This window comes from Paenibacillus sp. Soil787 (assembly GCF_001429545.1).
Lineage (GTDB): Bacteria > Bacillota > Bacilli > Paenibacillales > NBRC-103111 > Paenibacillus_E.
Map to the genome: position 1 here is coordinate 66639 of NZ_LMSP01000009.1, position 23947 is coordinate 90585.

The 23947-nt window shown below is 38.2% G+C and carries 23 protein-coding genes; 5 read left to right on the plus strand and 18 right to left on the minus strand.

What is annotated here, in order from left to right; all coding sequences use genetic code 11:
* Positions 1-6: 6 nt before the first annotated feature.
* From ASG93_RS11075 to ASG93_RS11125, 11 genes are all read right to left on the minus strand, one after another.
* Positions 7-1362 carry a glycosyltransferase gene (locus ASG93_RS11075; RefSeq protein WP_056831835.1) on the minus strand — a complete coding sequence of 452 codons (1356 nt, stop codon included), beginning with the start codon at positions 1360-1362 and terminating at the stop codon, positions 7-9.
* Positions 1363-1419: 57 nt separating this feature from the next.
* A complete protein-coding gene (murJ, locus tag ASG93_RS11080; protein WP_056831837.1) occupies positions 1420-2988 on the minus strand; it encodes a murein biosynthesis integral membrane protein MurJ in 1569 nt (522 codons plus the stop codon).
* The gene (locus ASG93_RS11085) at positions 2985-4130 is read right to left on the minus strand and encodes a glycosyltransferase family 4 protein (protein ID WP_056831839.1); all 1146 of its coding nucleotides are present in this window, start codon (positions 4128-4130) and stop codon (positions 2985-2987) included. Before ASG93_RS11085 ends, murJ begins: the two co-directional genes overlap by 4 nt.
* The gene (locus tag ASG93_RS11090) at positions 4123-5412 is read right to left on the minus strand and encodes a polysaccharide pyruvyl transferase family protein (protein WP_056831841.1); all 1290 of its coding nucleotides are present in this window, start codon (positions 5410-5412) and stop codon (positions 4123-4125) included. Before ASG93_RS11090 ends, ASG93_RS11085 begins: the two co-directional genes overlap by 8 nt.
* 156 nt (positions 5413-5568) lie before the next feature.
* The gene (locus ASG93_RS11095) at positions 5569-6240 is read right to left on the minus strand and encodes a sugar transferase (protein WP_056831843.1); all 672 of its coding nucleotides are present in this window, start codon (positions 6238-6240) and stop codon (positions 5569-5571) included.
* A gap of 11 nt (positions 6241-6251) precedes the next feature.
* Complete coding sequence (gene galU / locus ASG93_RS11100; RefSeq protein ID WP_056831845.1) at positions 6252-7145, minus strand: UTP--glucose-1-phosphate uridylyltransferase GalU; 894 nt, start codon at positions 7143-7145, stop codon at positions 6252-6254.
* Positions 7146-7396: 251 nt separating this feature from the next.
* Complete coding sequence (locus tag ASG93_RS11105; RefSeq protein ID WP_056831846.1) at positions 7397-8086, minus strand: CpsD/CapB family tyrosine-protein kinase; 690 nt, start codon at positions 8084-8086, stop codon at positions 7397-7399.
* Positions 8067-8822 (minus strand): YveK family protein, encoded by a 756-nt coding sequence (locus ASG93_RS11110; protein WP_056831848.1) that lies wholly within the window; start codon positions 8820-8822, stop codon positions 8067-8069. Before ASG93_RS11110 ends, ASG93_RS11105 begins: the two co-directional genes overlap by 20 nt.
* A 186-nt stretch (positions 8823-9008) precedes the next feature.
* Complete coding sequence (locus ASG93_RS11115; RefSeq protein ID WP_056831849.1) at positions 9009-10130, minus strand: nucleotidyltransferase family protein; 1122 nt, start codon at positions 10128-10130, stop codon at positions 9009-9011.
* An 86-nt stretch (positions 10131-10216) separates the two neighbouring features.
* Positions 10217-10978, minus strand: coding sequence for a tyrosine-protein phosphatase (locus tag ASG93_RS11120; RefSeq protein ID WP_063891852.1), 762 nt, complete (start codon positions 10976-10978; stop codon positions 10217-10219).
* On the minus strand, positions 10972-11421 hold the full coding sequence (locus ASG93_RS11125; protein WP_056831850.1) for a hypothetical protein: 450 nt from the start codon (positions 11419-11421) through the stop codon (positions 10972-10974). The genes ASG93_RS11120 and ASG93_RS11125 overlap by 7 nt, the downstream gene beginning before the upstream one ends.
* A gap of 153 nt (positions 11422-11574) precedes the next feature.
* Here ASG93_RS11125 and ASG93_RS11130 point away from each other — a divergent pair, with 153 nt between their 5' ends.
* Positions 11575-11946, plus strand: a complete 372-nt coding sequence (locus tag ASG93_RS11130; RefSeq protein ID WP_056831852.1) for a helix-turn-helix domain-containing protein — start codon at positions 11575-11577, stop codon at positions 11944-11946.
* A gap of 383 nt (positions 11947-12329) precedes the next feature.
* Here ASG93_RS11130 and ASG93_RS11135 read toward each other — a convergent pair whose 3' ends face one another.
* Both ASG93_RS11135 and ASG93_RS11140 read right to left on the minus strand, forming a co-directional pair.
* Complete coding sequence (locus ASG93_RS11135; RefSeq protein ID WP_056831854.1) at positions 12330-12866, minus strand: site-specific integrase; 537 nt, start codon at positions 12864-12866, stop codon at positions 12330-12332.
* Positions 12867-12960: 94 nt separating this feature from the next.
* Complete coding sequence (locus ASG93_RS11140) at positions 12961-13914, minus strand: LCP family protein (protein WP_056831856.1); 954 nt, start codon at positions 13912-13914, stop codon at positions 12961-12963.
* A gap of 475 nt (positions 13915-14389) precedes the next feature.
* Here ASG93_RS11140 and ASG93_RS11145 point away from each other — a divergent pair, with 475 nt between their 5' ends.
* Genes ASG93_RS11145 through ASG93_RS11155 form a run of 3 tightly spaced genes read left to right on the plus strand, consistent with a single transcriptional unit; the run spans position 14390 to position 15897 of the window.
* Positions 14390-15214 carry a hypothetical protein gene (locus ASG93_RS11145; protein ID WP_056831858.1) on the plus strand — a complete coding sequence of 275 codons (825 nt, stop codon included), beginning with the start codon at positions 14390-14392 and terminating at the stop codon, positions 15212-15214.
* Positions 15186-15473 (plus strand): PqqD family protein, encoded by a 288-nt coding sequence (locus ASG93_RS11150; protein WP_056831859.1) that lies wholly within the window; start codon positions 15186-15188, stop codon positions 15471-15473. The genes ASG93_RS11145 and ASG93_RS11150 overlap by 29 nt, the downstream gene beginning before the upstream one ends.
* Entirely contained in the window at positions 15457-15897 is a 441-nt protein-coding gene (locus tag ASG93_RS11155; RefSeq protein ID WP_056831861.1) for a signal peptidase I, read from the plus strand. Before ASG93_RS11150 ends, ASG93_RS11155 begins: the two co-directional genes overlap by 17 nt.
* Before the next feature lie 15 nt (positions 15898-15912).
* Here the strand turns inward: ASG93_RS11155 and ASG93_RS11160 are convergent, their stop codons facing one another.
* The 3 genes from ASG93_RS11160 to ASG93_RS11170 all read right to left on the minus strand — a co-directional run bounded on the left by ASG93_RS11160 (position 15913) and on the right by ASG93_RS11170 (position 19219).
* Positions 15913-17700: an ABC transporter ATP-binding protein gene (locus ASG93_RS11160; RefSeq protein ID WP_056831864.1), complete on the minus strand. Its 1788-nt coding sequence runs from the start codon at positions 17698-17700 to the stop codon at positions 15913-15915.
* A gap of 197 nt (positions 17701-17897) precedes the next feature.
* Entirely contained in the window at positions 17898-18197 is a 300-nt protein-coding gene (locus ASG93_RS11165; protein WP_056831866.1) for a response regulator transcription factor, read from the minus strand.
* Positions 18194-19219 carry an HD-GYP domain-containing protein gene (locus tag ASG93_RS11170; protein WP_056831868.1) on the minus strand — a complete coding sequence of 342 codons (1026 nt, stop codon included), beginning with the start codon at positions 19217-19219 and terminating at the stop codon, positions 18194-18196. The genes ASG93_RS11165 and ASG93_RS11170 overlap by 4 nt, the downstream gene beginning before the upstream one ends.
* A gap of 454 nt (positions 19220-19673) precedes the next feature.
* Here ASG93_RS11170 and ASG93_RS11175 point away from each other — a divergent pair, with 454 nt between their 5' ends.
* Positions 19674-20240, plus strand: coding sequence for a collagen-like protein (locus ASG93_RS11175; RefSeq protein ID WP_056831932.1), 567 nt, complete (start codon positions 19674-19676; stop codon positions 20238-20240).
* A gap of 1473 nt (positions 20241-21713) precedes the next feature.
* On the opposite strand, the gene ASG93_RS11180 is transcribed toward ASG93_RS11175, so the two are convergent.
* Together ASG93_RS11180 and ASG93_RS11185 are read right to left on the minus strand one after the other, a co-directional pair.
* A complete protein-coding gene (locus ASG93_RS11180; protein ID WP_056831870.1) occupies positions 21714-22412 on the minus strand; it encodes a response regulator in 699 nt (232 codons plus the stop codon).
* A complete protein-coding gene (locus tag ASG93_RS11185) occupies positions 22378-23943 on the minus strand; it encodes a DUF4118 domain-containing protein (protein WP_056831872.1) in 1566 nt (521 codons plus the stop codon). Before ASG93_RS11185 ends, ASG93_RS11180 begins: the two co-directional genes overlap by 35 nt.
* Between the last annotated feature and the right edge of the window lie 4 nt (positions 23944-23947).

Consider the following 23947-nt stretch of genomic DNA (forward strand, 5'->3'; position numbering starts at 1 on the left):
TATCTCCTATGAAGAATATTGGTAGAGCTCAATAATCTCTTTCGCATGCTTTTTCATCTCGTAATCAAAGTTCATATTTAAAATATTTTCATTGATCTGTCTCAAAATATTTCTATCGTTAATTATTGTTAGAAGCAGAGATTTAAGTTCGTCCTTGTTTGCTTTAAATATAATACCAGTCTCTCCATTTTCAATAATATCCTGGCACCCTACATATTCAGAAACTACTATTGGGACTCCAAAAGATAATGCCTCTAATCCAATAAATCCAAAGGTTTCTTTCCATATACTCGGTATTACGAGAACATCAATTTGATTAAATATTTCCTTTAACTTAGAATGATTGTATTTTCCATAAAAAGTAAACAGACTGCTATCATATTCTTCACTATCACTCTTATTATCACCATGAATATGTAAATGCCAGTTAGAATTATCTATATCTTTGAGAACTTCTTCTAAAAAATAAAAACCCTTATATTGGTCGATTGGTCCGAGGTAACCAATGTTTAAGGGTTTTTGTTGATCATATGTTTTATGTCCTCTTGCATCATGAATATCTCGGTGTGCAATTGGTATTATTTTCCCTGGCGTTTCAAAATATTTATCAAATTCCTGTTTTGCTATAGAGCTATTAAAATGAAATACATCTACTTGTTTAAACATCTCCATATAATATTCTCTTAAATTGGAGTATTCCTTTGCCATCTCTTGAATATTTTCTTTTTCATTATATATTTCATTCTCTGACCGGTTTAAATACTTTTTTTTCTCATTTTTTCTTAGTTTTTTTACTATAGAACTATCTTTAAAGGTGCGATATAATTCCGATTGCATAATAAATATCTTTAACATACTATATCCATTGATATTGCATGTTGTACACTTGTTTCCAGCTTCATAGTCATTACATATTTTACCTGTTGTATCAATTAAATTAACCTTAGGACATATACCATAATAATCATGTGTTGTGAAGGAGGTTTTAATATTCAACTCTCGAGTGGCTTCAAGTATTTCCTTATGAACTCCCATTAGAGTATGAAAATGAATTACGTCAGGTTTCAGTTCATTCAGAAAGTTTATATACACTGTTTTATCAATAGCTTTCGTAAATTGATTAGGCTGCTTAACACCGCCAAGCAAAGGAACAGGTAGCGGATTTATTATTTCGAATATTTGAATGCCTTGATGTGATTTTCTTTGAGTAATAGCTACTTTTCCAGTATTATAATGGCCAGGATACATTAAATTCACATCGTGATTAAGCTCTATTTGTGATAACATTAAGTCATATGAATACTTAGTTAATCCTCCAGTTCTATAAGGAGGAAGACCTAATGTTACATGTAAGATCTTCATAGATTCAGCTCCAAGCTTATTATTTGATACTTTTTTAAAGCCATTATTATTGATAATTTAAGCATTTGAACGGCTTGCGAGTTTTTTCTTAATCCTTATTCGTGCAACAAAAACCTGTTGTAGTTTATCGTATTCCTTAAGTTTGAGTAACCTTGATACTATAATAAAAACAGGAATACTAATTATAGTTGCTGAGCAAATTCTAAATAGCGGACTATTTATGCTGCTGCTTAACATCTTACCTGTTACCCACCAGATTATTGATAGTACAATAGACAAAACTAATATTTTTGCGAATTCTAGCCAATCAAAATTGGAGAAGTATCGGTGTTTGGTCTGAAGTCTAAATCCAAGCATAACACTTGCTGCTATCATCGTTAATGAGCCGGATAACGCAATACCAAAAATCCCAAAAAGTCTACATAACACCACGCTAAGAACAATGTTAATAATTAAAGCATATAAAGTGTTCATTGTAGGAGTTTTTACGTCAAGCTCAGCGAAATAAACACGATTCAATACATATCTAAGTCCAATGCCTATTAGTCCTATACTATAACCTGATAATGCTAAAGAGGTATTTTCAAGTGCAATGTTATCAAATTCGCCTCTTGCAAAAAGTACAGTTACAATATCTTTGCTAAAGATAATAATAAATAGTGAAATTGGAATGATAGTTAGGCAACTAAAATTAATTGTGTTACTTAATAATTCCATTGTCTCTTGTTTCTTATTATGAATTGTCTCTGAGATTTTAGAGAACATAATCATTCCAATTGAGCTAACAATAATCATAACAACCATCTGAATTACCCTATCTGCGTATGATAATGCTGATATACTTCCTTCTTGCAACCCAGATGCAAGAAACCGATCTACAAATACACCCAATCGTTGTAAGATAGTTCCCAAATAGACTGGTAATAATAGATAGGAGAACTCTAATAATTTTGAATTCTTTAGCGAATAAACTGTTTTAAGGCTGTAACCAACCCCTTGCCTCCTCAAATCCCACATTAAGTAAATCATTTGTATCAATAAACCCGATAACAAGCCTATTCCTATTGATAAAACACCAAATTGATTATGTAAAATCATCATAACTACGATCGAAGTAATATTTAATGGTATACCTATCAATGTAATTAATTTATACTTTTCTAACTTTGTTCCAACAGCGAGATAAACAGCACAAATAAATGTTGGAACTAACTGAAAGCAGGATACCCATAATATGTATACACTTTGCTGATTATTCATTTTAGGCATGTCATTTAACGCAAATTGAAGTATTGGTTTATGAAATATAATTGCAATTAATGTTATTAAGACAAAAATAAAAGTACCAATACTAAGTACTTTAGACAAAAACAATTTATTTGATGCCACATTAAAATCTTCTTTACCAGAGAGAAATGGGATCAATGCTATCGATAATGCTGCTGTAATTCCTGTCATTAATACTTCAGGGAAGGTATAAATGTAATAAAATAAATCTAATTCCGCACTTGCTCCGTAGTAGTACCCAATGACAACCTCTCGAATCATTCCAGAGATTTTTGCAACAACTGCAAGAAATATAGTTATTGCAAATAAAGCTGTTGTATTTTTATTTAAAGTGCTCATATAGCATGTTCACTCTCTGAGGTAAGGTTAGTGTATAATGCCTTATGTTCCAAAAGCATCTTTTCTTTTGTGAATTTTTCCTTAATCAACTGCTGACCTTGTAATCCATGATTTAATATCATTTTGGGATCGTTAATGTAGTAAGACATACTCTCAACCAATTGATCAATGTTTCTTGGTTCAACCAATCTTCCGTTTAAATTATGCTTAACTACCTCTGGTATTCCATTCACTCTTGAAGCGATCACCGGTGTTTTGGAGCACAGACTCTCCAACACAACCATTGGAAACCCCTCAAATAATGAGGGTAGTACTAATACATCAATTTGACTAAGAATGTTTGGAATATCGTTGCGAAAACCTAATAATGTAACATATTTATCCAGTTGATGAGAAGAAATTAATTCCTTAAGAAGCCCTTCCTCTTCCCCTGTTCCAGCGATAACTAGATGAACATTTTTATTTGTATCGTCTTTGTATTTAAGAACTATTTCGTTCCAAGCTCTAATTAAATATGGCAAACCTTTTTGTTTAGATAACCGTGATATAAACCCGAATGTATAAGTTTCCTTGTGGCCTTCATTATCTTGCTTGCTCAGAAAGTATTTTTCAATATCGATACCATTATGGATGGTCATAATGTTTTCACTCTTGAAATTCACTTTATATTTATTCATTAAATCATTTGATACACAGATGATATAATCTGTAAAATATTTACTAAGTATATATTCAATTTTTGTATACACTTTCTTCCTTAACTTCGATATTGTGTAATTATTTTCTTCGATCAATAAATGCAAGGTCCAAATACTTTTGACTTTTCTTTTTGAAAATAAACATGCTATTCTACCAAAGAGCCCACCTCTGCTACCATGCGAATGTACAATATCAATTTGGTAAGTATCGATATAGTTCGCCAGTTTTCTCATTGATTTAAAGTCTGTAATGCTTTTCATCTCTAACTCCAAAATCTGATCTCTCCCGATTTGATGCTTCTCAAAAAACTGAGGACGAAATGGACCACATAGATAAGCTTCAAACTGCTCGGAATTCAAGTTTCTATATAGATAAGTGATAACTTCCTCTTCTCCACCGGGTTCCTGAAATGCTCCTAAAAATAACACTCTTTTTTTATGCATCCAACAGTTCTCCTAATTGTAATTTCTGACTGGTTGTTGATTTACCGCCTTCAATTATCTTATATAGTAAATTATTATTTAATTTTGCTTTTTGAATAATGCGAGGAATGTTTAAATGTAATATATCCTTCATTCGTGGTAGATCATTAAGTGCTTTGTCTAGCTTTAAAATCAATTCCTTACTTTCAATTCCTTTTATATCTAATACATAGTCTTGCAATCCAACAGCCTGCATAATGCCATCTGTTTTCAAATCGTATGAAATTGCTACACATGGAACTCCCTCTGAAAGAGAGAAAATATTTGAATGCATTCTAGTTCCTACAAATAAATCCATTCTCGAATAAACATATTTTAATTCCTCTGGAATAAAATCTTGATCCAACAAGTGAACTTTGTTATTTCCACTAAACGATTGATAGATTTCTCTGCTTATAATTAAGTCATTATCTTCTCCTGGCCCAACACATTGAGGCATTAAAAAAATGTCAACCTTATAGTTGGCAAGAAGATATTGTATGGATTCTTTAACAGCAGATTTGTATTGATCTAACAGTTCTTTTCTGTTTGAACTTCCTGGAAAATGCCAAAATCTCATTGTAAGACCAATTTTTAAGTTACCATTATCTTGCAGTAAATCATTGATTTCTTTAGATTTTAGTTCTTTCTTTTCTAAGAGGAAAGCAACATCGCTAGTTTCAAAGTAATTATTTAATTTCGGAACAAATTTCATTAAATACTGGAACGAAATTGGTTCTCTTGGAAGTACTAATTCTGCTTTTTTAAGTAGGTATTTAATCCTATTTTGCACGAATGAGTTACTACCAAATTCACCAACCGTTTGTGCATAAACAATAAACTTCTTTTTATACTGAATTGCAGTAACAAATTGTATGTAATGGTACATAAAATCACCTAAAAACTGCGCTAAATTTCTCGCTTTGAAATAGCCACCACCGCAACTTACGATGATATCTGCCTTTTTAATTTCTCGAACAGTATTATTAAAAGGTATGCTTAGGAAATTAAGTAACCAAATCCAAAATAAAAGCAGAACATTTCTAATCGTTTTTAGTAATCTGTTTTTCCCCGTATACGGTTTAATTATGCAATCAATAACTTCACAGTCACCGTACTTACCGATATCTAAATCTTTAAAAAGTGATACAACTTTAATTTCCGCATTTGGATATCTTTTTCTGAATTCTTGTACCATCGCTCTTATTATGCCAGCATCTCCCTTATTTAAATAACAGTAAGCATTAGTAATTATTATTTTCATACAAGAATAGCACCTATCCTTTTTTATTTTTTAGACTAAGAAGAAAAATGCAAAAAATAAAATATTAGGTAAAGAGTTTTGGCCGAAATAAAAATAGAACTAATCGAACCCCACTAATTTATTATAAGTTAATGAATAACTAAGTGAGATACCAATCTAAAAAGCACCTTTTGAGCCAAATAAAACAAATATCGTTCTAAATATTATTTTAAAATCATATATTACTGATCGTTCTTGTATATAAACCAAATCTAACTCCACCATTTCTTCAAACCCAACATTATTTCTACCACTTACCTGCCACAAACCCGTGCAACCCGGAGTCACTTGCAAACGTTGTTTATGATAGGTATTATACTCCTCAACTTCTCGAACAAGAGGTGGCCTTGGACCAACTAAGCTCATCTCACCTTTGAGAACATTCCATAGTTGTGGAAGTTCGTCGATACTTGTTTTCCTAATATATTTTCCAACATTCGTAATTCGGGGATCTTCTTTCATTTTAAACATATGACCCTCAATTTCGTTTTTCTCCAAAAGACTTTCTAGAAGCTCTTCTGCATTTGAAACCATCGATCTAAACTTATACATCTTAAATAGTTTTTCATGTTTACCTACGCGCTGCTGGTAAAAAAATACGGACCCTTTCGGGTCCTCAAGCTTTATGAGTATAGCTATTACCAGAAAAACCGGAACACAAAAAAGTAGACCAATACTTGCTCCCATAACATCCAGCAAACGTTTTACGATACTGTAGTGAATTTTAGTCTTATATGCATAATATTGGTTAGTATCAAGAATCTGTACATCATTGGATAATTTAGGCATAGTATTACCTCCTAACTAATTGCTCGGGGCGATATTTCACGTTTAAGAACTTCATCTAATGCTTGAAGTAACGGCACTCTAAGCTCGTTGTTTCGGAGTGCAAAATCAAGTGAAGTAAGAATGAAACCTAATTTTTCTCCAACATCATATCGAATTCCATTAAAATGATAAGCATACACATCTTGCACTTCATTAAGTTTACAGATGGCATCTGTTAGTTGAATTTCCCCACCCGCTCCACGTTCTTGAAGTTCTAAAAACTCGAAAATTTCTGGAGTTAAGATGTACCTTCCCATAATAGCGAGGTTTGATGGTGCTGTTCCTTGAGCTGGCTTCTCTACGAAATTCTGCACCTTGTACAGGTTCCCATTTCTACTAATCGGATCAATAATTCCATAACGCTTCGTCTCTTGGTCGGAAACTGGTTGTACACCAATTACCGAAGACTGTGTTAGCTCAAATTGATTCATTAGCTGCCTTAGACAAGGTATTTCTGCTGTTACGATATCATCTCCTAATAAGACAGCAAATGGCTCATCGCCAATGAATTTACGAGCGCACCATACTGCGTGCCCTAATCCTTTTGCTTCTTTTTGCCTTATGTAATGAATATCTACTTTGGCTGGCCGTAAAATTTCTTCCAAAAGTTCAAGCTTGCCATTTTCTTTTAAGTTATACTCTAGTTCAAAAGCATTATCGAAATGATCTTCAATAGCCCGCTTCCCTTTGCCAGTTACAATGATAATGTCCTCAATGCCAGATTCAATAGCTTCTTCAACGATGTATTGAATGGTAGGTTTATCCACAATAGGAAGCATTTCTTTTGGCATTGCTTTGGTTGCTGGTAGAAATCGGGTTCCTAAACCTGCTGCTGGAATGATTGCTTTTCTTACTTTTCTCTCCATCGAAAGTCCTCCTATTTTCTCTAATTTATTCATTTTTCTCTAAGTTGCCTTAAAAAAACCAGGCATGTTGTTTTACTATAATAAAACAACACGCCTCGTAATTTTAAAATTTATTATGGGGCATTTAACCCACCCTCACTCCACACCACCGACGCTAAACGTCTAAGGCTTAATAGCCCACAGCATGATCGAGTGTCTACAATGATAAGGGTGTAGTAGACATTACCCACAACTAATTTCATTAAGTCCGTTTATTCTTTATGACCGTAATAATAGTAGTAAGTGGAATCACCTTTGCTGTGACGCTTATTATTCAGTACCACTCCAAGAATCTTGGCCTGAACCCGCTTCAAGTTATCTATAGCTTTCTTGGCCACATCTCGTTTTACTTTTCCTTCATTAATGACCAATACAACACCATCGCATTTTGCCGCTAAAATTTGTGAGTCTGTAACAGCTAATGTTGGTGGAGAATCAACAACAATAACATCGAATCTTGCTGCCATATCCTCTAAAAATGCTGTCATTTTCTGGGACGTTAGCAATTCAGATGGATTCGGTGGAATGGGACCTGAAGGGATGAGGAACAAATTATCAACCGTGGTGTCAAACATGACATCATCCACATCGTTTTGACTGGCTAATGTATTCGTTAGCCCTTTGCGATTAGACTTACCGAAATAGTGGTGCATAGTTGGCTTCCTTAAATCAGCATCGATGACAAGTACTTTCTTACCTTCTTGTGCATAAGCAACTGCTAAATTAGCTACAGTTGTTGATTTGCCTTCAGCTGGCTGAGCGGATGTAACAAGAATCGTTTTAATAACTTGATCAATGGATGAAAACTGAATGTTTGTTCTTAACGTTCTATATGCTTCCGAGATATGAGATCGTGGGTTAATTTCTGTAATTAGTTGATGTTTATTGGTTGGCACTGGCATATACCTTATCCCCTACCGTTCTTTGTGGTTTAGATGGTGCTTTATCCCTCAAATCTTCTGTTCTCACCCTAGAGATAATGGTAAGTGTCGGTAATCCCAGGTATTCTTCGATATCTCTATCCGTCTTGATGGAATCGTCTAAATATTCAAGAAGGAGTACAATGCCAATGGAGATCATCAGTGAAACGATGAATGCGATGATTATGTTTAGTTTTTTGTTAGGGGCCACTGGACCCAAGTTATCTTCGGGCTTCGCTTCATTTAAGATTACTACGTTGTCTACTTTCATAATGGATGGAATGACATTCTTAAATACTTCGGACACTGCATTAACTGTTTTTGCAGCTTCTTCATACGATCCACTCGTGATAGATATTGTCATTACCTGTGTATCATTCGTAGAGCTAACGCTAATCATGCCCGCAAGATTAGTAACTGTAAGTCCAAGGTCAGGATATTTCTCGACAACTTTATCCAAAATTGCAGGTGTTTTTATAATTTCCTTATAGGTATTTACTAACAGGGAGTTTGTTCGAACAGAATCATAATCTAAGAACTCCTTCCCTTGATATTCACTCGATTTATTTACAACAATTTTAGTATTTGCCGCATAAATTGGTGAAATAAAATAATAGCTCATAATACCAGTTGCGATACTTGACAGAAGTACAACGATTGCAATTAGCCATAACCTTTTTTGAATAATCTTGAAATATTGTTTAAATTCAATTTCCATTTGTGACCTCCAATAGTTGAATTATTAATGTTACAAAATGTATCACCAGCTATGATGAAAGTGTATTGAATTCTATGTCCCCTCTCCTTATTAGCATTATTCGACATTTTCTCAACAATCTGATACGAATTGTATCATCAGATACAACCTACTTTAAGATACATTTTGTATCCTGTCAATGCTTACTTATTTTCGCTTTAAAACTATTCTATTTTTCCATCTTTGCTGGTAATAGTTCAGATAGGCACTCCAAAGCGATTTCACCTTATATCCAGCTAATAAGTGGGTAATCCGCGATACAGGAGGAATAAAAAATTCAATTATATATGTAAATCTTTGTTTCCAATTTTCATAAACTTGCATAGAAAACATATGACGGTAGAGAAACAGCTTATACGGCTTTTCATTCGATGTACCGACATCATAATAGGGTTTTATCTTATAAGGCCTGCGGTTGAACTTCAAGGATCTAAATAAATCAGGAAATATATCATAGACAATGGATAAAGCTGCGTTTATTCTTTTTGATGTATGATGCTTTCGAGATAATGCTAACAATTGTTGAATATTGAAATCTTCTCCTGATTTATGTAACAGATGCGCAATATCGATGATGTAACGCGGTGATAACATAAAATGCTTCATGGAGTGAAGACAAATAAAATAGAGTGTATGAAGGTCATTAAATTGTTTGATGTATTGGAAGTTCTTTATTGGCAAAGCCGAGTCCCAAAAGTCTTCCACCCTAATTTCTGAAAGTCGTGGATTATCTATACTCCAATGCAATTCAACTAACAGAGGAATAGAACCGTCCGAAACAACTCTATAATAAACCTCATGGTAGCCACGATTATCTTTCTCAATAAAGTGATACCCTAATTCTTCAAGGACTCTAACTGCGTGAGGAAGGCTTGATTGACGAATGAGAAGATCGATATCGCCCGTACCTCTAACTGCAAAGTGACCGTAAAATCGTTCCGAATAAGGTATACCTTTGAGAGGAATTACTTCAATACCTTCCTTCTCGAAAATGTTTAATATTCGCTCTGTTTCTACTTTTATGACAAAGTTTTGCTGGACTAGGTACTCGAATTCACTTCCCAACTTACTTCGCAGCTGCGCTGGAAGAGTTAGCCACCGATCAGAATCCCGCAACATATAGTAGGCCATCCCGGCTAAAGAATACTCGTCGAGATCACTACCTATCTGTTCATACTCTGCCTCTGAAAATTCAAAATTAGCTTCTTCGTTATATAGTGTTTTCATGAAATCTAACACTAATCCGTTACTTACCGATTGGGATTCCATATTGTTCTCCATCACCCTATACGTTTTGTATCTTGATACCCTCACTTTATGATACAAAATGTATCTTGTCAATGTTTTTTATATATTCATATAAATGACCATATCTTTTTTTTATATTGATATGATTCCGTCATTATAGATTCATTGTGTACGATACGTGAAGCATTCAGAATATAATTCTCAACGGCTTTATAGCTAATATGCTTTTCCAAATAAGAAAAAGCCACAGATAAATCACTTTTCCTGTTTGCCATATTATGAGCATCCGAGGCGATCGTATGAGTTAAATTTTTCTTGCATAATTGAATGGCAAACCTTTGGATCTTGCGCCCAAACAAACCCATGATCGATTGAGATGTGATCTGGCATAGACATCCTTGCCCAACAAGCTGTTGGAGACGGCGAGGATCCTTAATAAAATCTATATTTCTTTCAGGATGTGCAATCATGACGGTTAGACCTTGGATGTGCAATTCATACAACAAATCCTCTACATAATCCGGGACGCCATAAGATGGCATCTCCAACAATAGATATTGCGTATCGTTCAATGTTCGAATGGTTCCAGCTTCCAAATCGTCAAGAAGTCCCTTGTAAACTCTGACCTCTTGGCCCGGAAGAATTTGAACAGGAATATTCCTAGTCTCGAGCTCGAGGTTAAGCTCCTGTACGGCAAGACCGACTGCAGATGCATCATTATCATGTCTTCCATCACCATGATGAGGTGTAGCTACAATTGTATGGATCCCTTCGTTTGCCGCGTGAATTGCCATTTCAACTGCTTCTTCCAGACTTCCTGCTCCATCATCTAATCCCGGTAGAATGTGACAATGCGTATCGATCAGCATGATACATCAAATCTTTTCGCAGCAGCTGTGTTCATCACTGAGTTTACATAGCCACGAACAGCTTTCTCAAATGCTAAGGCAATTCTGTTTTCCCGAGAACGTATCGTTTGTTGTACGATTACTCCTGCAAATATGTCTTCCTCCAGCCACTCTACGATATATGCGTACCCATTCTCCAGAGTTCGTTGTTCTCTAATCACACCGGATACTGACAATTCTTCATTTTGAAACCTAAATTGAAATTTCCAAATCACATTTTCATTAATAGGCAGGCTTAAATAAGAAGTAAAACCCATCTGCCAGGGGCTAACTTCAATCACTTTAAAAGGTGTTTGCTTTGATACTATCTTACGATGGTCGATCTGTATGATGTTCATAAAACCGTAGCATGGAAATTTCAACTTATTCTCCGTAAAGCAGCCATCTGCAAAGCCGGTTGCCATCTCTTTCCCAACCCCTTCTGAGTTACATTTTGTATCGAATGGCATAGATGACAACAATTTTCGTTTTCTTATCGAGTAGAACACTGGTATAATAGATCTAACAACATGGTTATAATGTTTAATATTCTTAATTGAAATGTGGGGAAAATGATAATGACTAAATACGGGGACAGAATTGCCCTTCTGCGTGATAAGCATGCACTCACCCAGGAAGATCTAGCTAACAAGCTGGGCATTTCAAGAGCCGCGCTATCACACTATGAGACCTCTCGTAGAGAGCCGGATTACAATACCATCAATAAAATTGCTTCATTTTTTCGCGTATCCATAGACTATTTGCTTGGAAGAACGAATGAACCTGATAGTATTCTCGATCAAGAGATTAGGGAATTCGTTGACAATCTGGAACTTTCTGACGAGAAACTTTTGGAGAAATTTTCATTAACAGTGGATGGGAAGAAACTATCTTCCGAAGAAGCCCGACGATTTATTGCTTTTGTTAGAGCCGAACGTTCACTTGATTAGGAAGGGATCCCTTCTTAGATTCGCTTTCGCTCCACAACATAAATTGGTTTATATCCAACCCCATCTGTCGTAAAACATCCTTAATGTCGAGTGATACTGGCTTATGTTTCTGCATAAAGGAACCTCTTCCTGATCATGTGATTTTTTCTGACATGGCTCTCGTTTGTTTATGTATTTAATTTATGATACATCTTGTATCATGTCAAGAGCATTTTTCAAATCGCACATATCCGATAGAGCATCAACAATTATTGTTCGTCTCTTGAAAATAACATCTTTTGTTTTCAAAGTTATGTCGGTATATCTTAGATTATGTTTGCAATCCCTCATCTTTACGAAAACATATAATTGAAAGCGCGCCCAAATTTGATAGCCGGAACTTCTTAACCACTAATGCTTGTTTTTTGCGTAACTTCCGAGTTAACTCCAATATATCTTAGAGTAACAGAGGGGGCAGAATGGTTAAACAAATCACGAAGTACAGAAATATTTTTTGTCTTTAGGTAGTAATGATACCCATACGTCTTTCTTAGCGTGTGGGTTCCAATATCATTGAGACCTATTTGTTTGGCAGCTTCATTCAGAATGCGATAAACACGAATACGCTTAATTGGCTTTCCTGTTCGTTGAGAAGGGAACACATACGCGTCATCATTCATATATTTCACATACTCTAAGATGGCTTCTCCCAAAGGCTGTTGGATCATAAACGTCTTTTCTTTTCCAGTCTTCTCTTCCTTAAGCGTAACTTTATTCTTTCCCTTCAAATCTTGTACTCGTAATGTAAGTAAATCACTTAAATGCAGCCCTGAATTAATGCCAATTGTAAATAAAAGCCAATCTCTAAATGACTGTCTAATCAAAATTTCTTGCATTTGCTCAATCTTTTCTTTATCTCTAATGGGTTGTACGATTTGCATGTAACGACGCTCCTTTTCATCATAGTATTCGTTTTATGTGATACATTTTGTATCATAGACATCGTGAATGGTCTACTTCCTCAGTTATTCCGTGTTAATCCTTCAGTAAACTCCCACTAATCTCCTTAACTTTATCCAAATCGGGAATCCAGTAGTATAAACGTAATTGTACCAATGGATCCATGTCATAACCGCTATGGCCCGGAATTTGTTTGGTCGTAAAATCCTCTGAAGTCATCCCCTTAAATAACCAAGCTAAACTAATGATATCGTTGTCTTGGAAATTGGTATCGATGATATCTTTCTTAACCTTTGTTAACAAATTTGCAATTTCACCAATATGCTCTGGCTTCAATATTTCTTGAGCCACATTTTTTAATATTTGCGATTGCTCGCTTTGTCGACCAAAATCACCATCAGGGAAAGCATACCGTTCTCTTGCTAAGCTTAATGCCAGTTTACCATCGATATGCTGCATCCCTTTGGCTAACGTAGTTTTAGAATGGAATAGGTAAATATCGTTTTTAACCTCAACATTCACACCGCCAATGGTATCTATGAAATCCTCAAAACCTTTAAAGTTTGTTTTTATGTAATAATTAATGGGTACATCTAAGAAATTACTAACGGTTTGAAGGGCAACCTGGGTCCCCTCTTCATTCCCTCCCTTCATCTCGCCAAGTATGTGTGCATGGTTTATTTTTGTATAGCCAACACCATCAATCTTGACACGGCTGTCTCTAGGTATGGAGACGATGTTAACTTTACGCTCGGATGGAAGGATATGTAACACCATAATCACATCTGATCTTGAATTTTCGTCCCCTCTAGCATCAGTTCCAAGAACTAAAACATTAAATGCTTTAATAGTCTTAGGTTGTTCCGCTGGTGGTGTTGGTACATTCGTAGACACTGCCGGCTTACTTAAAACAGGCACTTCTAATTGTTGAAAATGGTGATTAGGCTCATATTTCCAATATAGAAATCCCCCAATACCCACGAATCCAACAAGAAGTGAACTTGCAGTGTAAACTACCCAACGTCTCATAAGGTCACTTCCTTAATCTTTCCATTTTCCCGATACGTATTGTATCATTGGATATACACAAAAACAATACCATTTTAAATTTATGTTCATTTGCAATTCCTCTTGACTAGATACATTTTGTATCGTAAAGTAATTTATTATACGAAAGGAGTTCTTCATGATTTTCCAGATGTTTTGAAAATAGTAAATACATGCTATTGACATGATACGAACCGTATCATAAAGTTATCTTGGGAAGATCTCTATACATAGAAGTGTCCCTATAGGAGGTGAGAAATTTGAATAAAAAAAACTATTCGGTTCCGCAAGTTATAAGCCATCAATTGATCAAATTCGAAACTGTCCCTTCCCATGTATGTGATGGACCTGCTGGAGATAAAAACCCGCACTGCAAGTAAGTAAGGCTTAAACGGAGATAGGACTTGTCTCTTTCCAAACAAGTCCTATCTCTGATTACCTTAAGAAAGGATCAATTATGCATAAACTTATTATTCAAATTGCGGAGCATCAACTTGAAATAAACGTTGCCTCAGCTTTCTTAAAAGATTGGCTGGTAGCCAAGTTTCATGCAACTGAAATTATGGATTGCTCTCAACTAGGGTCCTCAGATCTCACGATTCTTATTGAAGATGGTTATGGCACCCCATTTGAATCATTCGATGTCAATATTTCTACTACCCCTGAACTGATTACTTACCTTCGCAACGACTATCGCATTCAAGTCTTTCGTGATTTTACACATGCTTACATCTCGGCCTATGATGATTTCGCTTTAAATCATGCCCTTCTGCTCCTATATAGTGGATTTATTGCCCATCACGGGTGGGGACTTATGACACACTCGTCGTGCATCATGAGTGAAGGTCATGCCTATTTGTTTGCCGGACAATCAGGAGCTGGTAAATCCACCGCGGCCCTATTGTCATCCCCAAGAATGGTTCTCTCCGATGAAGCAGCTTTAGTCAAAGTAACGGATAACAGTGTCAGAATATATAACTCCCCATTTCGCAGTGACTCTTTTTGGGAAAGGGAGCAGATGAATGAATCCTATGAACTGAAGGGGTATCACATTTTACGGCAATCGCAGCAGATTAAGCGTCATCCTGTTCAAAAAGCAGAAGCCATGATCTTCCTAATGAACACCATTTTCTACTGGGCCTTCCTCCCAGAGGAAACAGCAAAGGTAGTAGCCATGTGTCGTAAACTGGTTAATAACGTGACTTTCTATGAGCTTTATTTTCAAAAAAACAACTTGTTTTGGGAGGTCATCCATGAGCACACTCATGAACAATACGTATAGATGTTCTGCGAATCTGGATATGATGGAGGTCGACGGTGAGTTCTTAATTCTTGATAGCAACCAACTCACCGTCACAAAGTTAAATGAAATGGGGGGCAAACTGTGGGGATTGCTGCAGCAAGGTCTCACTTTGCAACAAATCATAACTGCCATACAAGATGAGTATGACATTAACGGTGCTGATGTAGAAAGTGACGTGGTCTCTTTCTTGAATGAGCTGAGCCAAATGGGATTGGTGGAACATGGGTCAGTACGATAGATCTACATTTGACCTTCTACATAAAGTATTCGCTAGAGAGCAAGAAATCCATATCACATCCGCGGGGAACAGCATGTACCCATTGATTAAAGAGGGAAATGATAGTGTGTTCACCAAAGTATCCCCTTCTGAGATTAAGAGAGGGGATATTTTACTATTTCGAGATGATAAGGGCAGACTTATTGGCCATCGCTTTTACTATAAGGATCCTTCTAATTTTTATTACTGCAAAGGTGATTCTAATCTTTCTTTTGACCGCCCTATTCCGGAGAACCACATTCTTGGAAAACTAAAAAAGATTCAGAAAAAGAATATCCTGCTGCATGAGCACGATTGGACTTATAAAATATGGGGAAGCTTAGTTATCCATATTCCTCTGATTTCACGTCTGCTTCGCAAATATTTAAACGTCAGGAATTCCTGAAAGCGGCAGTGAATACTACAACTGTCCGCTTTCTATTTGTTCTTGAGGGCGCATTGCCTTCCACTGCTTCTCATACAATTCCCAGTACAACCCTCGATTCCCCCACAAAGTATGATGAGTTCCCTGCTCCACGATTTCCCCTTGGTTCATGACAAGGATTTGTTCAGCCCTTACTATCGTTGACAACCGGTGAGCAATGACGAAGGTTGTTCTGCCCTGCATCAGTTTATCCAGCGCTTCAGTAACCAACGCTTCTGATTCAGCATCGAGAGCGGAGGTAGCTTCATCCAAGATGAGAATACGCGGATTTTTCAGAAATGCTCTAGCGATGGCAATCCTCTGCTTCTGACCCCCGGAAAGTCTAGTTCCTCTTTCTCCAATTATGGTACTGTACTGATCTTCCCATTCCATAACAAATGTATGTACATTTGCCGCTTTTGCAGCCTCAATAACTTCATCTCTAGTAGCTTCGGGATTACCGTAGCTGATATTTTCATAAATCGTCCCCGAGAAAAGAATATGGTCTTGAAAAACAGCCGCCACTTGATTTCTCAAACTATGTAATTCATATTCCTTCAAGTCTATCCCATCTAAACGAACAGTTCCGGCTTCCGGATCATAGAACCTAGAAATAAGTTGAATGAGTGTCGATTTCCCTGCTCCGCTAGGACCAACTAGAGCAACCATTTGTCCGGGATAAGCTGTAAAATTAATATTTTGTAATGCGAATTCTTGCTCTCCGCGTTCTTCTTTGTAAAAGAAGCCAACATGCTCAAAGCGAACTTCCCCTCTACATTGGTCTAGAGGAATTGCATGATCTGCGTTCTTGATTTCAGGTTCAATGTCTAATACTTCAAAGATTCGTTCCAGATTTGAAAATGAATTTTGTATCATAACATTTGTCGCAGCGAAACGGTTAATAGGTCCGTAAGCTAGCGCTAAATAGGCCTGAAAAGCGATTAAGCCTCCTACTGATAAGTCTCCATTTAATACAAAAGAAGCACCCGCAATCCAAATGATAATCTTACCTATTTCGGTTAATGATTGTGTGATTCTACCAAATACATTACTCAATAAGTACGTATATCTTAACTTAGATGTGTAGGTCTGGGATTGATTACGAAGGCGTTCCAGCTCAAATTGTTCCCTTTGAAAAGATTGCACAACCCTTACTCCAGAAACCCGTTCGACCAGATCGCCAGACATATTCTCAGACTCTTGATGTACTTCCTTCCATGAACGTCGAAGTTTACTGTTAAACTTCTTGTGCGAAATGGCGTACAAAGGAAGTAGAATGAGACAAAATAGCGCTAATTTCCAATGAAGAAGCACTACCATACAACCCGCAAAGATCACAAAAAGAAGGTCAATTAGAAGGCCCAATACCCCTGCACTGACCAAGTTTTGAGCACCATTCACATCTTGGATGACACGAGATATAATACTCCCTGCTTGACGTGAATCAAAAAAACGAGGGGAAAGCTTTAGAATATGTGCATATAGTTTCAACCGAAGTTCGTTAGTTAATTGAATGAATAATTTGGTCTCCATCCAATTCCTTGCAAATTGCAATACGATGCCCATACACATAGTTAGCGTGAGTAACGAGATAATCTTCCCTAGCGTCCAGGTTCCTTCTTTTCCAATCAAAATATGATCAATCATAATTTTCGTAATCCAGGGTGCGATTAGAGAGACTCCAGCTTGCAGAAGCCCAGTTAAGAAGATAACCATCACGAAGGGCAAATGAGGTTTAACTAAACCGAAAAATCGTGAGGCAAGACTATACTTGGTTCGAAACATATTTACCCCCTAGTTACATTTTGGAGCTAATTGGCTAGTCATTTTATTATATGTTACATTCTGTTTCTAGGGTAGCATATCCTTGATTTCAAACAAAAAAAATCTCTCGTAATAATCATTTCTGCATCCAATGTTATATGAAAAAGATTGCCAACTACCTGGCCAGAAAGGCGGGATAGCAGGCAATCTTATTTTGTTTAACTCATTCTAATCGAAGTAATTACGGTAGGTTCACTTGTGAACTTCGAGACTAAGAGAGCTTGCTGCAAAAGTAATGCGAGCAGCCTGCGCATCGATCCTATGCCAATTTTGCTCATAATATTGGCAAGATGAATCTTCACCGTTTTCTCACTGATACAGCAGCTCTCAGCAATTTCCTTATTTGTATACCCATAAGTAGCGATTAATGCGAGAATTTCTGATTCACGCTGCGTTAAACCATAATTCGTAAAAAATTGGGACAGAACTTGGTTATCTGCAATAGTATCATGATTCATATAACAACTTCCTTTATATGGATATGTCTTTCTCGACTTAGATCTAGAAATGACTCCTCTATCTTAACAAGCGGATTCGTATCATCCGTAGGATTAATATAAACGACCTCTCCAGAGCGGCCATCGGTTAGCCTTACTGTTCTGCCGATCAAATTATTAATCATATTAGTAAGAAATACTGACACAATGTGGGGATCCAATTCTCCGAAAAACCCTTTCCTCATCCGGCTTACAACCTCGTAAAAAGGCATCATTTCATGATACGGCCTCTTCGAGGACATCGCGTGAAAGACATCGGCAACCGCAACAATTCGGCTCATTCGATCCAAGTGACTATCCTTTAATTGCAAGGGGTATCCAGTGCCATCTGCCCGTTCATGATGCTGTAAGGCAACTAGAGCCACTCTGTAGTTAATCCCAACCGTTTCCTTAAGCATGTTATAGCCTAAAATCGTGTGTCGCTTTATTTCATCGTACTCTTCCGTGGTTAATTTCCCCGGCTTCATTAGAATCTCTTGTGAAATCTTGATCTTACCAACATCATGCATCGTAGCTGCTAACGATAATAACGCCACTTCATTATCAGCTAAATTTAACCATTTGCCAATCCGCGTTGAGAGTATGCCTACACCAATATTATGCTGATGCATGTACTCATCTTTCGCTTTGACAGCTTCAAACAATTGAAATAAATCGGGGTTCTCAGCAGCCTGCAGAACGATAGGAATCAACTCATTCTTGATTTCCAGCAGCGGAATCTTCTTCTGAGATTGAATTCGCTCGAATAAGTCCTTGGCATATTGAGAAGCTTTTTGGACAAGGAGTTCGGAAGAATCTGGAGGGGAAACAGAATCAAGCTTATGCTCATGCATGGTTGTCGTAACGATACCCATAAAGTCAATGCGATGCTGCCGAAACAAATCCAAATGCTCTTGATTGAGAACCGATTGACTTGGTACTAACACAAGTCCATGGCTTGTAGTCACATCGTATTTCAACATCTTACCCAATAGTTCTCTCAATAAAGCTCGCTCCAATTATTCCAAAATATAACCTCTTTCAATTATATACGACAAAATTAGTACAATCTATGGGATTAGAATCCCGTATTTCACTGGAAAATGTAGGATAAACCACCTATGTCATTCCTCAAAATCACCAAAAGTAGGACTATTGATCTGCTCATTGTGTTCAATTGACGTCAATTCCACATCGTGACATCCGTCTACTCTGCTGCATATAGTAAGTATCGACTAATCCGCTTTTACCTAAGGAGGAAATTACGCAATGGCTTCAGACAACAAACAAGATGAACTTCGTGAATTCGAAACTGAATCCGTACAGCCTGAAACTTCGGAACAGTTCTATCCTGCTTCATATCCGCAAGCTTTTCCTTATCCGTACGGTTATGCAGCACCCCAAGCTTATGGTTGGGCGCCTACTTACGATCCGCGCGGCTTGGGCGGCTTAGGCGGCATGTTCGGACTTCCGGGTTTCCCTGGGCAATCGGGATTCCCTGGATCTGGCATGTCTCCTGGATTTCCCGGGCAGTCTGGTTTTCCTGGACAATCGGGCTTCCCTGGGCAACCTGGATTCCCGGGGCAATCTGGATTCCCTGGGCAACCCGGATTTCAGGGGCAGCCTGGATTCCCCGGGCAACCTGGCTTTCCTGGGCAGCCTGGCTTTCCTGGGCAACCTGGATCCCCTGGGCAACCTGGATCCCCTGGACAACCTGGATTCCCCGGGCAACCTGGATTCCCTGGGCAACCGCAGGGAGAAGGGCAAGCCCCCACTTCCGCACCTCCAGCTTATACACCGCAGAAACCGTTTAAAGCGGAAGGTGTCTCCGCTTATGCCGTAGACCCGGGAGCTATCTCCCGCTGCTTGTTTAATTTCACTTATGTCTGGCTCAGCAACGGCCAACAGTTCTGGTATTTCCCTACTTTTGTCGGACGCCATTCAATTGCAGGCTTCCGTTGGACTGGGTTCTCTTGGATGTATTTCGGTATCGATTTGCGCAATATTGACTCATTTACTTGTTAAAATAATGCGAAAGAAAGCTGTTATTCTCACAATGAACTGCGACCCGAAAGACGGACACTTTGAAAAAAGCGTCCTCTCTCGGGTCTTTCTTCGTTAACCGCAAATAGGGATTCATTGATCCAGCAACCTCAGCGAGCATTGACAATTGATCCCGATGAAAGACACCTTAATGTAGAGAAAGATAGATGAATGAATCGGCAAATAGCCTTTGCGAATGTGAATTGTTGACAAGAAGGATAAACGACTCCGTCGTCCTTTTGGGGCGAGCACGTTTGTCAAGACTGATGACGCGAAGTGTAATAAAAATTTATACTTTCTGCCCTGAAAACTAAAAATTTTCATTCATCAGTGGTGCCGCAACGCGGCATGTCGAGGAGAACTATTATTCAAGAGCCAAAATAACTGCGAAAGTGCAGGTATTTTGCTATTAAAAATTTTCATTCATCAGTGGTGCCGCAACGCGGCATGTCGAGGAGAACTATTATTCAAGAGCCAAAATAACTGCGAAAGTGCAGGTATTTTGCTAAAAATCGTTTGAATAGAGGAAAAGCCTGCAAATATGCAGGAATTTTCAACTCTACCATCCTGAAATTAAAAAAAGACCGAAAAAGCCTGCACAATTGCAGGAATTTACGAATTGGAGATAATCGAAGAAAAAAAGCATGTATAATTGCAGGCTTATCACAACCGTAATCACTTCTGAGTTCTTCTCGTNGCACAATTGCAGGAATTTACGAATTGGAGATAATCGAAGAAAAAAAGCATGTATAATTGCAGGCTTATCACAACCGTAATCACTTCTGAGTTCTTCTCGTTAAAGTTCGCTCCAACCCAAATTAATAAGGMGAGACTTTGGCCTACGACCAAAGATCCCTATTGGGGATACCGAGAACTTATACCTTCTGTGGTAAATAAAGGGTAAGCTTCGCTTAACCCAAACCCAAAACATATAAATTCTTATCTGTGAACAAAATCACCCTGCGGGTGAATAACACGTTCTAGCCGACGGACTACTCAGTCCTCGGCTCTTCTTTTCTTATCAATGTTCCATTGCATTCAGGACAAGAGGGCACGACCAGGAAACGGGTTATGTCCTTTTTGCTGTTCACATAGATTTTTCACTTTAGCCAGCCCAGGGAATTTTCTATATGATTTTTCATATATAATTTCCAAGCATCGAAACAGAAACAGTGCTCAAACCAAATCCGGGACTTTGGAAAGAGCCCACATATTCATAGTAGTTGACCCACTGGGATTACTCCTCATAGCCCTTGCGGGTGATAAACCACTTATCCCCAACTTTATGCACGCTTTATCCACAACAAGCAAATATCATAATTTCCTATACGACAAGAAAAAGATGGCCCCGACGAATACAGGAGCTATCTCTAAACAGCATAATTTAGATTCTTTCTTTTAAGTGCCCACGAATGGAGCACAGTTCACAAGATAATAACAGCCCCTTCCTACTCTTTAACCTTCCTGCCAAGCGAACCGGTATCCAATCCCAGGCTCCGTAAGGATATACTTCGGTCTTGTTGGATCTTCTTCAATCTTTTTCCTCAGATGACCGACATACACTCTCAGGTACTGGCTGTCTGACTCATACTGCTGGCCGCCCCAAACTTGTTTGAGCAGTTGTTTATGAGTCATCACTCGTCCGGCATTCAGGGCGAGCACTTTCAACAAATCGTATTCCGTAGGTGTTAATTTGAGTTTCTCATCATTCAGCTCTACACTGCGTTGAGATAAATCAATCACTAAATGACCCAGTTTCAACACCGGTTCGTCCTGCGTCTTGGCGATATGCCGTAAGGCAACTCGCATACGGGCCATAAATTCGCCCATGCCAAACGGCTTCGTTACATAATCGTCGGCGCCGCGATCCAAGGCAGCAACTTTATCTTGCTCCTGGTCTTGAGCCGTAAGAATAATGATCGGCACCTGCGACCACTCACGGATATGCGCCAGCACGTCCATGCCTGTCATATCAGGCAATCCTAGATCTAAGACAATAAGATCTGGACGCACCATCGTAGCCTGCAGCAAGCCTTCTTGACCAGTGGAAGCTTCAGCGGCTTCAAAACCATGTGCCGTTAAAGTGACGCGCAGTAATTTTCGAATTTGTGGTTCATCATCAATGATTAAGATCTTCGCCCCTGTGGTTGTCATTCTCATCCCCGTCTTTCTCAGCGAATTGTAAAGGCAAGCTTATCCGAATAGCTGTTCCTCGATTCCTACCATTATTCTTAGCTGCAATATGGCCGCCATGTGCTTCTACAATGCTTTTACTGATCGCAAGCCCTAGCCCTGTACCAGGGATATGTTTGGTTAAATGTCCTCTATAAAATTTCTCAAATACTCGCTCCAGATCAGCTGAAGCAATGCCTGCACCCTCATCCTTGATGGTCAAATCCAGCATGTCTTGGTTGTGATCCGCTTCAATTACAATTTCGCTTCCATCAGGCGAATACTTAATGGCATTACTAATTACATTAATCAACACCTGTTCAATAAGAACTTCGTCTAGAGGTACCGATGGAAGATCTGGAGCAAGACGTATGTTTACTATTCTATGAAGCAAAGCATCGTTCAATTGCTTAAGCGCAACACCTACAATATCCTCTATCCCGCACCACTGTTTATTTAAACGCAGCATGCCGCTCTCAATCCGAACCATCCCCAGTAAATTGCCTACCAACCGGTTCATTCGGGTAGCTCCCTCGCGAGTCGTTAGTAACAACTCTCGTCGATCTTCAGGACCGAAGACGTCTTCCCCTTCCAGAAGTCCGGTTACTGAACCAATGATGGTTGCCAGAGGCGTTCGCAATTCATGGGAAAGCGAATCCAACAGCGCGGTCCGCAGCTTCTCTGATTCTGCGGTCAACTGTGCCACCTTGGCTTCATTCGCGAGTTTAACGCGAGATATCGCAACGGCCGCAAGATCCGAGAGCGCTTCGATGATCCGAATAAGCTCTGGCATATCCGGCAAATGTCTATCGCCCACATGAACAGCAAGCACGCCATGAACTTGATGATCCGTAGCTAAGGGGACATGCAGATCCGATGATTCACTGAGTGTATGAGTCCCTCGACCCGCAATGGAATTATGTTTGTTCACCCATGCGGCGATAGACAGGTGAGATTCATCATTAGCCCAATCTCCGCCATCCTTCGAGTAGGCTTCTAATTGCTGTTCACCCAACTGGTTTGTCAAAATGATTGCAGCCTTAGCATCAAGCGTATCGGATATATGCTGAACAATCTGATTCAATAGCACATCTAAGTCTGAAAAGGCTGTAATCTTACGACTTAGCGCATACAGAGCAGCCGTATTTGCTTCTCTCTGCTGGGCTTGATGGATTTGACTCCGCAGCTTTGAAGCTAGGCTTGACGTAAGGGCTGCAACGGAAAAAAATACAATAAAAGAGATCACATAACGCAAATCTGCAACCGTCATGCTAAAGACGGGAGGCACAAAAAAGAAATCAAACGCTAATATCCCCATTCCCGCTGCAAAAAAGGAGGGGCCCCTCCCCCATCTTACAGCACTAAAAAGAACTGGAAATAAATAGAGAAGCGCAATATTAACTAAATCCAAAAAAAGACCAAAAACTCTTAGAAATAGGGTCGATACTGTAATATAAATAGCGATAATAACATAAGATTTCCAGTTAATAAATTCATTTGTTTTATTCTCCATAAGT

Bases quoted from the DNA above. Each gene is read 5' to 3' on its own strand.
- ASG93_RS11075 (WP_056831835.1), bottom strand. From the start codon at position 1,362: ATGAAGATCTTACATGTAACATTAGGTCTTCCTCCTTATAGAACTGGA.
- murJ (WP_056831837.1), bottom strand. From the start codon at position 2,988: ATGAGCACTTTAAATAAAAATACAACAGCTTTATTTGCAATAACTATA.
- ASG93_RS11085 (WP_056831839.1), bottom strand. From the start codon at position 4,130: ATGCATAAAAAAAGAGTGTTATTTTTAGGAGCATTTCAGGAACCCGGT.
- ASG93_RS11090 (WP_056831841.1), bottom strand. From the start codon at position 5,412: ATGAAAATAATAATTACTAATGCTTACTGTTATTTAAATAAGGGAGAT.
- ASG93_RS11095 (WP_056831843.1), bottom strand. From the start codon at position 6,240: ATGCCTAAATTATCCAATGATGTACAGATTCTTGATACTAACCAATAT.
- galU (WP_056831845.1), bottom strand. From the start codon at position 7,145: ATGGAGAGAAAAGTAAGAAAAGCAATCATTCCAGCAGCAGGTTTAGGA.
- ASG93_RS11105 (WP_056831846.1), bottom strand. From the start codon at position 8,086: ATGCCAGTGCCAACCAATAAACATCAACTAATTACAGAAATTAACCCA.
- ASG93_RS11110 (WP_056831848.1), bottom strand. From the start codon at position 8,822: ATGGAAATTGAATTTAAACAATATTTCAAGATTATTCAAAAAAGGTTA.
- ASG93_RS11115 (WP_056831849.1), bottom strand. From the start codon at position 10,130: ATGGAATCCCAATCGGTAAGTAACGGATTAGTGTTAGATTTCATGAAA.
- ASG93_RS11120 (WP_063891852.1), bottom strand. From the start codon at position 10,978: ATGCTGATCGATACGCATTGTCACATTCTACCGGGATTAGATGATGGA.
- ASG93_RS11125 (WP_056831850.1), bottom strand. From the start codon at position 11,421: ATGGCAACCGGCTTTGCAGATGGCTGCTTTACGGAGAATAAGTTGAAA.
- ASG93_RS11130 (WP_056831852.1), top strand. From the start codon at position 11,575: ATGACTAAATACGGGGACAGAATTGCCCTTCTGCGTGATAAGCATGCA.
- ASG93_RS11135 (WP_056831854.1), bottom strand. From the start codon at position 12,866: ATGCAAATCGTACAACCCATTAGAGATAAAGAAAAGATTGAGCAAATG.
- ASG93_RS11140 (WP_056831856.1), bottom strand. From the start codon at position 13,914: ATGAGACGTTGGGTAGTTTACACTGCAAGTTCACTTCTTGTTGGATTC.
- ASG93_RS11145 (WP_056831858.1), top strand. From the start codon at position 14,390: ATGCATAAACTTATTATTCAAATTGCGGAGCATCAACTTGAAATAAAC.
- ASG93_RS11150 (WP_056831859.1), top strand. From the start codon at position 15,186: ATGAGCACACTCATGAACAATACGTATAGATGTTCTGCGAATCTGGAT.
- ASG93_RS11155 (WP_056831861.1), top strand. From the start codon at position 15,457: ATGGGTCAGTACGATAGATCTACATTTGACCTTCTACATAAAGTATTC.
- ASG93_RS11160 (WP_056831864.1), bottom strand. From the start codon at position 17,700: ATGTTTCGAACCAAGTATAGTCTTGCCTCACGATTTTTCGGTTTAGTT.
- ASG93_RS11165 (WP_056831866.1), bottom strand. From the start codon at position 18,197: ATGAATCATGATACTATTGCAGATAACCAAGTTCTGTCCCAATTTTTT.
- ASG93_RS11175 (WP_056831932.1), top strand. From the start codon at position 19,674: ATGTTCGGACTTCCGGGTTTCCCTGGGCAATCGGGATTCCCTGGATCT.
- ASG93_RS11180 (WP_056831870.1), bottom strand. From the start codon at position 22,412: ATGACAACCACAGGGGCGAAGATCTTAATCATTGATGATGAACCACAA.
- ASG93_RS11185 (WP_056831872.1), bottom strand. From the start codon at position 23,943: ATGGAGAATAAAACAAATGAATTTATTAACTGGAAATCTTATGTTATT.